The organism is Streptococcus sp. NLN64, from assembly GCF_015831295.1.
GTDB lineage: Bacteria > Bacillota > Bacilli > Lactobacillales > Streptococcaceae > Streptococcus.
Window position 1 is genome coordinate 1 of sequence record NZ_JADXDQ010000023.1, and the last position, 12106, is coordinate 12106.

Here is a 12106-nt window from a genome sequence, read left to right on the forward strand (position 1 = left end):
TACTAGATGAACTTTCTATCTATGCTGGTCACTTCTTTTTACCTCTACCACCGTATTCTCCAGAATTAAATCCAATTGAGCAAAGTTGGGCTATTCTAAAAAAATCAGTTACAGAATTACTTCGCAAAATGGACTCTATAACTGATGCAATAACATACTATTTAAAAACTAAATGACTATACTATTTCGTAGATGCTTCTTTACTTGATTTGGCATTAGATATACCTCCCTTAGCTTAAGTATAGCAAAAAAGGGATTCCGGAAGTTCGATTAACGAGCTTCCAGAATCCCTTAACTTAATGACATTGGCAATCTAGCCTGTTTTTTTTTGAATTCTTAATGTACTGAATAGTTCGGTGCTTCATTGGTAATTTGAACATCATGTGGATGACTTTCTTTCAAGCCTGCACCACTCATCTCCATAAATTGTGCATTCTCACGAAGTTGAGATAGGTCTCCTGCACCAACATAGCCCATTCCAGACCGTAGACCACCGACCATTTGGAAGACAATATCAGATGCAGCCCCTTTATAAGCTACACGACCTTCAATTCCTTCAGGAACCAATTTGTTGGCTTCATTAACAGAACCTTGGAAATAACGGTCTTTCGAACCTTTTTTCATAGCTGCAAGACTTCCCATTCCGCGGTAGGTTTTAAATTTACGTCCTTGGAAAATTTCTGTCTCACCAGGAGCCTCATCGGTACCTGCCAACATAGAACCAAGCATAACTGCATGGCCACCTGCTGCAAGAGCTTTAACAATATCGCCTGAATACTTGATACCACCATCAGCAATGATTGTCTTTCCGTATTCACGCGCCACACCTGCTGCATCATAAATGGCTGTCACTTGAGGAACTCCAACCCCAGCGATAACACGTGTCGTACAGATTGAGCCTGGTCCAATTCCGACCTTAACAACATCAACACCAGCATCATAAAGGGCACGTGTTCCTTCTGCTGTTGCCACGTTTCCAGCAATCAAAGTCTTATCTGGGAATACTTCACGAATTTCGCGAATCTTGCGGAGCACACCAGCTGAATGACCATGAGCAGTGTCGATAACAATTGCATCCGCTCCTGCTTCAAACAAAGCGCGTGCTCGGTCAAAAGTATCAGAAGTAACCCCTACAGCTCCGGCTACTAGAAGACGACCATATTGATCTTTAGCTGCATTTGGAAACTCAATCACTTTTTCAATATCCTTGATGGTAATCAAACCAGCCAAAGAACCATCTTCATTTACTAATGGTAGTTTTTCAATACGATTTTGGTGAAGAATCCGTTCAGCTATCTCTAGATCTGTTCCAACGGGAGCAGTTACAAGGTTTTCACTTGTCATGTGCTCACGGATTGATTGACCAAAGTCAGTGATGAAACGCATGTCACGATTGGTAATAATACCGACTAATTTCCGGCTCTCAAGAGTATCTACAATTGGAACTCCACTAATACGGTAACGTTCCATCAACTCATTCGCTTCAGATACAGAGTGGTCCGGTGTCAAGAAGAACGGGTCCATGATAACGCCATTTTCAGAACGTTTAACCTTACGAACCTCTTCTGCCTGTTCTTCAATAGACATATTTTTATGAACAACTCCAAGTCCACCAGCACGAGCCATAGCAATGGCCATACGGCTATCTGTAACAGTATCCATAGCAGCTGAAATAATAGGGATATTCAAGGTTAGATTCGGCGCCAATTGCGTCTTTAGATTAATATCATTTGGCAACACGTGACTTTCTGCCGGAATGAGCAAAACATCATCAAAAGTGTAGCCCTTTTTTAGAAACTTAGTATCCCAATTTGACATGGTATTTCTCCTCTTTATTTATCTTTCATCAGGCCAATCCTGATAGGTTTTAAATATTTTATCACTCTTAAATGAATTGTCAACTAATATAACTTAGGATTAGAAATAGCGAATCCCCATAGCTTCCTTGACCTGATCAAGGGTTTCTGCAGCTACAGCCTGGGCAGCCTGACTGCCTTTCTTCAGCATGTCATAAACTTGTCCCATATCTTGGGCAAATTCTAATCGGCGCTCACGGATAGGTCCGAGTTCTCTTTCCAAAATCTCTAGTAAGTAACGCTTGGTTTTGACATCCCCTAAACCACCACGTTGGTAGTGGTCTTTCATAGCTTGAATTGTATCCATATCTTCAGGACGTCCAAAAACATCTAGGTAATAGAAAACCATGTTTCCTTCGACCTGCCCTGGGTCCTCCACTCGAATATGGTTTGGATCCGTATACATACTCATAACCTTCTTCTGCAAGGTATCCATGTCATCAGCAAGGTAGATTCCATTTCCCAAAGACTTGGACATCTTAGCATTTCCATCAAGTCCTGGTAAGCGCCCTGCTGATTCATTCTCAGGATAAATTCCTTCAGGCTCCACCAAGACATCCGTTTGATACGTATGATTAAAACTCCGTACAATTTCACGAGTTTGCTCAATCATCGGTTTTTGGTCATTTCCTACTGGAACATAATTAGCCTTAAAGGCCGTAATGTCCGCTGCCTGAGCAATTGGATAGACAAGGAATCCTGTTGGGATGCTCTCCCCAAAGCCTTTTTGCGCAATTTCCGTTTTAACTGTTGGATTCCGTTCCAAGCGCGCTAAAGAAACTAGATTCATATAGTACATGGATAGCTCTGCCAGCTCTGGAATTTGACTTTGAATGAAAATCGTACTCTTCTCTGGATCTAACCCACCAGCTAAATAATCCAAGGCAACATTGCCAATAGATTCCACAATGGTTTGTGGGTCCTTAGCATGGTCTGTTAACGCCTGTTGATCGGCTAAAAATACATACATCTTGTGTTGGCCTTGCTCCTGTAACAAGACACGATTTTTCAAGCTCCCAACATAGTGACCAATATGGAGCTTCCCAGTCGGTCTATCGCCTGTTAAAATAATCGGTTTGGTCATATTAATCCTCTCCTTTTCTATGGTCGAATGATAAAAAGAAAAGTCCACACAGAAAAAACTCTGTGAGGACGATATACCGCGGTGCCACCTCATTTATGGAAAACCATCTCTTTTCATCTATCCGATTGTCAGTTATCAGCCCAATCTTCACCTTGTTCCACACTTGTTTGCAGCAACCACAAGCTCTCTTTAGAGGAAGCAAAATTACTTTTCTGATGCATACTATTTTATAGTCTTCCTTATTTTAAGTCAAGATTTGATAAATGAGCCCCTTTCTAGTAAAATGAGACTAATATTAAAAATAGGAGAAGTCCATTGCTAACAGTATCAGACGTATCATTGCGATTCAGTGATCGCAAACTCTTTGATGATGTAAACATCAAATTTACAGAAGGAAATACCTATGGTCTTATCGGGGCCAATGGAGCCGGTAAATCCACTTTCCTTAAGATTCTCGCTGGGGATATTGAACCAAGCACAGGCCATGTCAGCCTTGGTCCAGATGAACGTCTCTCAGTTCTTCGTCAAAACCACTTTGACTACGAAGAGGAGCGCGTGATTGACGTGGTCATCATGGGAAATAAACATCTCTATAGCATCATGAAAGAAAAAGATGCTATTTACATGAAACCGGATTTTTCTGACGAAGATGGAGTTCGGGCAGCTGAACTCGAAGGTCTATTTGCAGAACTAGGTGGTTGGGAAGCCGAAAGTGAAGCTGCTCAACTGCTCCAAAACCTCAATATTCCTGAAGACCTACACTACCAAAACATGAGTGAACTAACCAATGGTGAAAAGGTTAAAGTCCTTTTGGCCAAAGCTCTCTTTGGTAAACCAGACGTTCTCCTCCTCGACGAACCAACCAACGGTTTGGACATCCAGTCCATTACTTGGTTAGAGAACTTTCTCATCGACTTTGACAATACCGTCATCGTTGTATCCCACGACCGTCACTTCCTAAACAAGGTCTGCACACATATGGCTGACCTTGACTTTGGAAAAATCAAACTCTATGTTGGAAACTACGACTTCTGGAAAGAATCTAGTGAACTTGCAGCTAAATTACAAGCAGACCGTAATGCAAAAGCAGAGGAGAAAATCAAAGAGCTCCAAGAGTTCGTAGCTCGATTCTCTGCCAATGCAAGTAAATCAAAACAAGCAACTTCTCGTAAAAAGATGCTTGACAAGATTGTCCTAGAGGAAATCGTTCCATCTAGCCGTAAATACCCATTTATCAATTTTAAAGCCGAACGTGAAATCGGTAATGATCTCTTGACAGTTGAAAACCTAAGTGTCAAGATTGATGGTGACGTCATCCTCGACAACATTAGTTTTATCCTCCGACCAGGTGATAAAACAGCTCTCATCGGACAAAACGATATCCAAACAACTGCACTGATTCGTGCCATTATGGGAGACATCGATTATGAAGGAACTGTCAAGTGGGGAGTGACAACTAGTCAAAGTTATTTACCAAAAGACAACTCTAAAGACTTTGCTGGTGACGAATCCATCTTAGAATGGCTACGTCAATTTGCAAGTAAAGAAGAAGATGACAATACCTTCCTTCGAGGCTTCCTAGGAAGAATGCTCTTCAGTGGTGATGAGGTTAACAAATCTGTCAATGTCTTGTCAGGTGGTGAAAAGGTTCGCGTTATGTTGTCTAAAATGATGTTGCTGAAATCCAACGTCTTAGTTCTGGATGATCCAACCAATCACTTAGACCTTGAGTCTATCTCTAGTCTTAACGACGGTCTCAAAAACTTCAAAGAGAGTATCATCTTTGCTAGTCACGACCATGAGTTTATTCAAACCCTAGCCAATCACATCATTGTTCTTTCCAAAAATGGGGTCATTGATCGTATCGACGAAACATACGATGAGTTCCTTGAAAATGAGGAAGTACAGGCTAAAGTTAAAGAACTTTGGAAAGATTAAACACATCATTTATATTTTTAATAAATACACTTCGAGGTCAGGACTAATGTCCTAGCCTCCCTTTTTATATATAGGATACATTATGAAACAGTTACTTAGAAGACACTATCTAACCTTTCTATCCTTCATTATTCCAGCACTTGGAATGCTTCTCCTCTATTATAGTCAGGGAATTTACTGGTCCAGTCCAACATCTCCTTTGCTAGGGGATGGCTTTCACCAATATGTCATCTTTGACACTGCTTTACGAGATATTTTACACGGAAAAGATAGCCTATTTTACAGTTTCACTGCTGGACTTGGTCATAATTTTTATGCTCTTAGTTCTTACTATCTAGGAAGCTTCTTCTCCCCCTTGGTTTACTTCTTTGATGCTAAAACCATGCCCAATGCTGTCTATCTCTTTACAATTTTAAAATTTGGATCCATTGGGCTAGCTAGTTTCATATCGCTCAAGGGTAGCTTCAAAAAACTATCCCCCTTCCTAGCCTTGGTACTATCACTCTGCTATAGTTTCATGAGCTTTACAGTGAGTCAACTTGAAATAAAGACCTGGTTGGATGTCTTTATTCTGGTTCCTTTAATCCTGCATGGTCTTGACAGGATTGTCAAGGAGAATAAAGTAGGGATTTACTTTGTATCCCTCACTCTCCTTTTAATTCAAAACTACTACTTTGGCTATATGATGGTCATCTTCCTTCCACCTTGGTATTTACTGCAACTAAGTTGGGATTTTAAACAGCGCCTGTCAACTTTATCAAAATTCATCATCACCTCTGTTCTAGCTGGGACAAGTAGCGCCATCATGCTCTTACCAACCTTCTTGGACCTACGAGGTCACGGTGAATCCTTTACAGATATTGACCGTCTCTTGACAGAGGCTTCTTGGTATCTTGATATCTTTGCCAAAACCTTAGTGGGGGCTTTTGATACTACCAAATACGGAGCCATTCCAATGATTTACGTCGGAATCATTCCACTAGTTCTAAGTCTGTGCTTCTTCCTGCTCAAATCCATTCCGTTTCACGTGAAACTATCCTATGGACTCCTTATCAGCTTCTTAATCGCTAGCTTCTACCTAGAATCCTTAGACCTTTTCTGGCAAGGTTTCCACGCGCCAAACATGTTCCTTCATCGCTACTCCTGGCTCTTCTCCCTACTGATTGTCTGGATGGCGGCCACTGTCTTGGAACGACTCGACCAGCTACAATTCAAACAAGTTCTCTTAGCCAGTCTCTTTCTCGCAGGCGGTTGGGGAGTAACCTGGTTCTTCTCGAAAGAGCACTATGACTTCTTGAACTCCACCCAGTTTCTTTTAACGTTTGAATTTTTAGGAGCCTATCTCCTCCTCTTCTGGGCTTACAAAAAGGCAAAATTGTCCTCTATCTTCTATACCCTAGCGGTTAGTTTCTTCCTAATCGTAGAACTTGGTTGCAATTCTTTTTACCAAATCCAAGGAATTGCGGCAGAATGGGGATTTGCCAGTCTCGATTCCTACAAAAGAGGACAAGAAGAAATCTTGCAGCTAAAAGAAACTATGGAATCTGGCTTCTACCGAACTGAACTAACCCAAGTACAAACGGGGAATGATACCATGAAGCATAGTCTAAACGGTATTTCACAATTCTCATCTGTTCGAAATCGCTTAGCAAGTGGCACACTGGACGTTCTAGGTTACAAATCATCTGGTAGCAACCTCAACCTTCGCTATCAAAACAACACCATCCTAATGGATAGCCTCTTCGGTATCCGCTATATTATAGGTAAAAATCACCCGCCACGTCTCGGATTTAGCACTTTAGCTAGCGAAGGAGATTATCAGCTTGAGGAAAATCAATGGGCTCTACCACTGGCTTTTCTAACCCAAGAAACTTATGAAGATATTAAATTATCTACGCTAACCTTAGATAACCAAAGAGACCTGCTCCAACATCTGACTGGACTCGACTCTATCCTTTTCGATCAAGTTCCAATTTATGAAAGTAATACCGATCGTACAATCAAAAAAGAAGGAGATGCTCCCCCACAAACAACCTTTGTGGTAGAAGCACCAGCCAACCAGCAGCTCTACCTCAGTCTCCCAAATATCCAATTCCCAGATGAGGAAGACTCCGTCGTACAGCTGCTCATTGATGGTACCTATTACACCTATACGTTGGATAACACCTTTTCCTTCTTCGACTTGGGCTATTTCCCAGAGGCGAAGGAAGTCACCGTCAAACTCTTCTTCCCAGGTGCTACAGAAGCCAGCTACCAAGAACCTCATGTCTATAGTGTCCCACAAGAAAGTTTGGAAGCGATTTTCACTAAGCTAAAAGAAAACCAGACTGAGGTGCACACACAGGGAAATAGGATGGAAATCCGTTACCAAACAGACAAAGAAACCAGCCTCTTTGTAACCCTTCCCTACGACAAAGGCTGGAAAGCCTACCAAAATGGCAAAGAAATTCCAATCCGCCAAGCACAAACTGGATTTATGGCCGTTGATGTTACAAAAGGAACTGGCAAGGTCCAACTGATCTTTGTCCCACAAGGTTTCTACCTCGGCCTCTGGATTAGCCTTACTTCCCTCCTTCTTTTCCTAGCCTACCAGCATTGGCTAAGAAATAGATTCCAGACGAATTAGAATACAAATACTCCTTAAACTTCAACATCTGATGATAATAGTCCAAGTCCTGTTGAACATCTATTCCATTGACTTTCCTAGTCATCTCGTCGAAATTTTTCAAGTATTCTATTTTTGAAATGAAATAAAAAGACGCATCCAAGCAAGCTTTTAAAGTTCTGAATGGATGCGTCTTATTTTTAGCAAGAAAAAAAGTCGGATAAACTCCGACTTCACCTATAGTCCGTACGGGATTCGAACCCGTGTTACCGCCGTGAAAAGGCGGTGTCTTAACCCCTTGACCAACGGACCATCCTGTCTCAAGGACAAGAATAATTATAGCAGTTCTAATTTGGGAATGCAAGACTTTTTTTCAAAAAATTTTATTTTTTTTTCAAAAAATTTTATTTTTTTCTTCCAGTAATTCTTTCATAGCTGTTAAACGTAGTCGTGACAAGGGACAACTGGCCTGACCGTAGAATAAAACTTCTTTTTTCCGTCTATCCCAGCCTCGGATATTTTGAATATTTGCCAAATAAGATTTGTGGGGGCAAAAGAAACGCTCTCTCCCTTGAGGATCTGTTAAACCTTTCAATTCCTGCAAGGTGCCAGAAAATTCCTTGATAAAATTTTTACCAACAATTCGTAACTTGTGAGAGCTAGCCGCTGTTTCGATATAAAGAATATCTTGAAAAGGAATGCGGAGGCGTTCTCCTTTGGTACTGAAATCAAAAAAATCTTCCTCAGTATCCATATCTAAAAAATGAGTTCGACTGTATTCCAAAACCTCACGGATTCGCAAACGGAATACATCTTTTGCCAAATCCTTGGGAATAAAATCCAAAGCAGCTACTTGATAGCGAAAAGTCAGCAAGGCAAATTCTGAATGAGAGCTGGTAAATACAATAATCGCGTAAGGGTTATTTTGCCGAATTTCACGCGCTACCTCCAGCCCCATTCGCTCACGATTTTGAATTTCAATATCCAAAAAATAAAGCTGATGAACTTCTGCTTGCGCGTGATATTCCATAAATTCTTCCAACTTTCCCGTCGATCGAATGTCTAGTTTTTGCTGAAGTTCCTCACCAAGTTCTTGAAGAATCCTTTCCAAGCGAACTTGATGATGAACCTGATCCTCTAAAATCAGCACTTTCATAGTTAACTCCTTATGGTTAGATGTTGTATGAAGTTCTGAGAACCAATCTCAGTCTCCAATAACAGAACTTCCTCGTGGTTTAAGATCCGCTGAACCGTAAACAAACCAGTCCCCCTGTCAGATCCCTTAGTAGACCAATCCGACTGAAAGATTTTTTGAATATTCAACTCACCAGGGGGACGACTATTTTCCAAGATCATCTCAAGTCCCTGATCACTTCTAAACAAGGCCAAATCAATTCGTTTACTCTCAGAGACTTGAGCCGCCTCGATAGCATTGGTCAGTAAGATATTCAGCAGTCGCACCAAAGCCAGTTGATTCACTTCCATGGGCGGCACCTTGTCTCGAATTTCTAGATAAAAATTCAAGCCTTTTTCTTGTGCCTGACAGAGATAATGGAAAATCAAACTCCGAATAGTCTTATCTTCCAAGAGACAGAGATCAAAATAAGAATATTCACGGGAAGACATGACTTCATTAGCCTCTACCAACACTTCCTTATGTAATTTTTCAACCAATTCCCAATCCCTACTTTCAATCGCTGCCGTAAAACTCACCATCATCCCTGCAAAATCATGCCGAAAGCCTCTTAAATCTTGATACATGCACCCTAACTTTTTGCATAACTTAGTCATGGGGAGCTTATTCTCCCTTTCCTTTTTTTCAAAAGAAAGAATAGACAAGCGCAACCGCAAGATAACAAAGGCAAAAAGATAAAGCGATGCCGTTCGCAAGAAGCCGGAACAACCAATGGATAAAATCGAACAGGTACACATTTGCGAAAGGGTTAGGAAAAGATGGATCAAGATAAAGCATACGAAAGAAATTCGAATCTGCTTCCGAAAACGTGGCTCATCCATAAATAACAGATAACGATGAAAATATTGGAACAGCAAATACAAGGTATGCAGGGACAAACCAGCCATCAAACCGTACAGAAGGAGATGAAAATCCACAAAAAACTCATGACCTACAATTGTATAGAGACAAAATAAGAAGAAAACTCGTAATAAATCAAATCCTAGATAGAGTATCCCTACTGAGTAAGAAGAGAAACGAAAACTCTCGTAGGTATTCCGATACAGGAACCACGAGAGTATGAAAGGTTCTGCAAATAAGAGAAAGTAAAAGAAGAAGAAGCGCAAAGTTCCGATTCCCACAAGAACCAACTCATAAAGCCAGAAATAAAGAAAGAAGGGCCACTTCACCCGATTTCTCAGTAGACTAAAAAAGAGCCAGCCCAGGCCCACAGCACGGATAAGCAATAAAAGCAGATGAAACGGACTATCGTCTCGTAAAAACAAATGAACTTCCATAGCAATTTAATAGTATATCTTAAACGATCCTCCGATGGGGAGCTAGGTCCCGAAATGTCATAAAAACTGCCTGAAATGTATAATATGCAGGGCTATTTTCTGAAAATGATGATTTTCATTTCATTTTAGCGGGCAAAAAAAGAACTGGCTAGAAACCAGTCCTTTGTGCATCAGGCAAGCATCTACATGATCCCAGCAGGATTCGAACCTGCGACCGTTCGCTTAGAAGGCGAATGCTCTATCCAGCTGAGCTATGGGACCAATTCTCCTAATTATACCAAATAAAACGACAGCATGCAAGAAGGCAGAACTTCCATATTCCTATCAAAGCCATCGGTTCAGCTACAATACAGCCCAGCTGATTTATTTATGGTAGGGACTTCCTTCCTGGATCATAAAGGAGCGATAAACCTGTTCAACCAGAATCAGTTTCATCAACTGATGAGGCAGGGTCATTCGCCCAAAACTCAAAAGCAAGTTAGCCCTTGTCTTAATTCGGTCAGATAAGCCTAGGCTGCCCCCTATGACAAAGGTCAAGGTGGAGTGGCCATTTAAGGTTGCGCCTGCCAAGGCTTGACTTAATTCCTCAGAAGACTGGAGTTTCCCCTCAATGGCCAAAACAACCAGAAAATCACGATCTTGAATTTTCGCTTCGATTTTCTGACCTTCTTTTTCAATAATGGTAGCTTTTTCTCTGGAGCTAGCCTTATCTGGGATGCGTTCATCTGCAACTTCAATCATCTCCACCTGGCAAAAACGCGATAAGCGTTTCTGATATTCTTGGATCCCGTCTCGCAGATATTTTTCTTTTAATTTTCCAACTGTTAAAAACTTTACTTTCATATCCTCATTATACACAAAGTTATCCACAATTTGTGGATAACTTTGTGGTTTTAAGCTATAATTAAGTCTGATTTTATATAGTCAACTTGTGAATTGGAGGCCCACATGAAAAATAAATCATTAAAAACACCTGCGATTGCTGCTGGTATCCTTGGACTTAGCTTTTTAGGAGGCTATGCTGGCAATCAATTGTCTCAAAATCAAAATTTGCTCAGCAACCAGACACAGGTGGTTCCACAAAAAACACAAAAACATGAAACCAGTACAACACTTGCTGTGAATAAAGTTCAAAATGCTGTTGTATCCGTCATCAGCTATGCTGAAAATGACCAAAGTAACAGTATTTTCAACCTTGGTCCAAATGAGAGTGGGGAAGATGCCGCGGCTGGAGAAGGATCCGGTGTCATCTACAAAAAAGACGGAAAATACGCCTATCTCGTCACCAATACCCATGTCATCTCTGGAGCTAGCCGTCTCGACATTCAATTTGCAGATGGCAGCAAGGTCGAAGGAGAAGTGATTGGTTCAGATGTCTATTCAGACATCTCGGTCGTTCGTATCCCTGCTGACAAAGTCCAAGAAGTGGCAACTTTTGGTGATTCCAGCCAATTAAGTATCGGAGAAACAGCTATCGCTATCGGTAGCCCCCTAGGAACAGACTATGCTAATTCTGTAACCCAAGGAATTATCTCAAGTTTGGAGAGAACGGTAACCTCTAAATCAGAAGACGGTCAGACAATCTCAACCAAGGCTCTACAAACGGATGCAGCTATCAACCCAGGGAACTCAGGAGGACCTTTGATCAATATCGATGGCCAAGTCATCGGAATTACCTCAAGCAAGATTGCCTCCAGCATTTCTGGAGTCTCTGTAGAAGGAATGGGCTTCGCAATTCCTTCAAATGAAGTTATTGCCATAGTTGAGCAGTTAGAGGAGAATGGTTCTATTCGCCGCCCAGCACTTGGAATCAGCATGCTCAACCTGACCAATCTGACTACCAGCGATCTCGATCGCCTCAACCTCCCAGAGGATATCCAAGGAGGTGTCGTTGTCCGTTCTACTCAGGAAGGATTCCCAGTTGACGGTAAATTGGAACAATATGACGTCATCACAAAGATTGACGATACAGATATTCAGTCAACCAGTGATTTACAATCAGCGCTTTACAGTAAAAACATCAATGATACGATTACCATTGAATTTTACCGTAATGGCAAGCTCCAGAAAGTAGATGTCAAACTCGATAAAACTACTCAAGACTTGAAACAATAACCTTCTCACCGCTTTACATTTTCGTAAAGCGGTGTT

Annotated in this window: 9 protein-coding genes and 2 tRNA genes; 4 read left to right on the forward strand and 7 right to left on the reverse strand. The window is 41.3% G+C overall.

Translation table 11 applies throughout. The features are described 5' to 3' along the window. The coding region (locus tag I2503_RS04815) for a transposase (RefSeq protein ID WP_196967218.1) at positions 1 to 176 on the forward strand (176 nt) is incomplete at its 5' end. 160 nt (positions 177 to 336) lie between these two features. Here I2503_RS04815 and guaB read toward each other — a convergent pair. Then, positions 337 to 1818, reverse strand: a complete 1482-nt coding sequence (gene guaB / locus I2503_RS04820) for an IMP dehydrogenase (protein WP_196092320.1) — start codon at positions 1816 to 1818, stop codon at positions 337 to 339. A gap of 99 nt (positions 1819 to 1917) precedes the next feature. Continuing rightward, positions 1918 to 2940: a tryptophan--tRNA ligase gene (trpS, locus tag I2503_RS04825; protein WP_196967219.1), complete on the reverse strand. Its 1023-nt coding sequence runs from the start codon at positions 2938 to 2940 to the stop codon at positions 1918 to 1920. 315 nt (positions 2941 to 3255) lie between these two features. Here trpS and I2503_RS04830 point away from each other — a divergent pair, with 315 nt between their 5' ends. Then, positions 3256 to 4878 (forward strand): ATP-binding cassette domain-containing protein, encoded by a 1623-nt coding sequence (locus tag I2503_RS04830; protein ID WP_196967220.1) that lies wholly within the window; start codon positions 3256 to 3258, stop codon positions 4876 to 4878. A gap of 82 nt (positions 4879 to 4960) precedes the next feature. Beyond that, entirely contained in the window at positions 4961 to 7504 is a 2544-nt protein-coding gene (locus I2503_RS04835) for a YfhO family protein (RefSeq protein ID WP_196967221.1), read from the forward strand. Between the two features lie 219 nt (positions 7505 to 7723). Here the strand turns inward: I2503_RS04835 and I2503_RS04840 are convergent. The 5 genes from I2503_RS04840 to rlmH all read right to left on the reverse strand — a co-directional run bounded on the left by I2503_RS04840 (position 7724) and on the right by rlmH (position 10798). Further along, a tRNA-Glu gene (locus I2503_RS04840) sits at positions 7724 to 7795 on the reverse strand. Positions 7796 to 7877: 82 nt separating this feature from the next. After that, entirely contained in the window at positions 7878 to 8639 is a 762-nt protein-coding gene (locus I2503_RS04845) for a LytTR family DNA-binding domain-containing protein (RefSeq protein ID WP_196967222.1), read from the reverse strand. A 2-nt stretch (positions 8640 to 8641) separates the two neighbouring features. Continuing rightward, positions 8642 to 9943 carry a GHKL domain-containing protein gene (locus I2503_RS04850; RefSeq protein ID WP_196967223.1) on the reverse strand — a complete coding sequence of 434 codons (1302 nt, stop codon included), beginning with the start codon at positions 9941 to 9943 and terminating at the stop codon, positions 8642 to 8644. A 199-nt stretch (positions 9944 to 10142) separates the two neighbouring features. Then, positions 10143 to 10216: transfer RNA gene (locus I2503_RS04855), tRNA-Arg, on the reverse strand. Positions 10217 to 10318: 102 nt separating this feature from the next. Then, positions 10319 to 10798 (reverse strand): 23S rRNA (pseudouridine(1915)-N(3))-methyltransferase RlmH, encoded by a 480-nt coding sequence (gene rlmH / locus I2503_RS04860; protein WP_196967224.1) that lies wholly within the window; start codon positions 10796 to 10798, stop codon positions 10319 to 10321. A 105-nt stretch (positions 10799 to 10903) separates the two neighbouring features. On the opposite strand from rlmH, the gene I2503_RS04865 reads away from it, so the two are divergent. Beyond that, on the forward strand, positions 10904 to 12070 hold the full coding sequence (locus tag I2503_RS04865) for a S1C family serine protease (RefSeq protein WP_196967225.1): 1167 nt from the start codon (positions 10904 to 10906) through the stop codon (positions 12068 to 12070). Positions 12071 to 12106: the final 36 nt, after the last annotated feature.

Excerpts from the sequence above, each read along its gene's own strand:
- trpS (WP_196967219.1), bottom strand. The coding sequence starts at position 2,940 with ATGACCAAACCGATTATTTTAACAGGCGATAGACCGACTGGGAAGCTC.
- I2503_RS04835 (WP_196967221.1), top strand. The coding sequence starts at position 4,961 with ATGAAACAGTTACTTAGAAGACACTATCTAACCTTTCTATCCTTCATT.
- rlmH (WP_196967224.1), bottom strand. The coding sequence starts at position 10,798 with ATGAAAGTAAAGTTTTTAACAGTTGGAAAATTAAAAGAAAAATATCTG.
- guaB (WP_196092320.1), bottom strand. The coding sequence starts at position 1,818 with ATGTCAAATTGGGATACTAAGTTTCTAAAAAAGGGCTACACTTTTGAT.
- I2503_RS04845 (WP_196967222.1), bottom strand. The coding sequence starts at position 8,639 with ATGAAAGTGCTGATTTTAGAGGATCAGGTTCATCATCAAGTTCGCTTG.
- I2503_RS04865 (WP_196967225.1), top strand. The coding sequence starts at position 10,904 with ATGAAAAATAAATCATTAAAAACACCTGCGATTGCTGCTGGTATCCTT.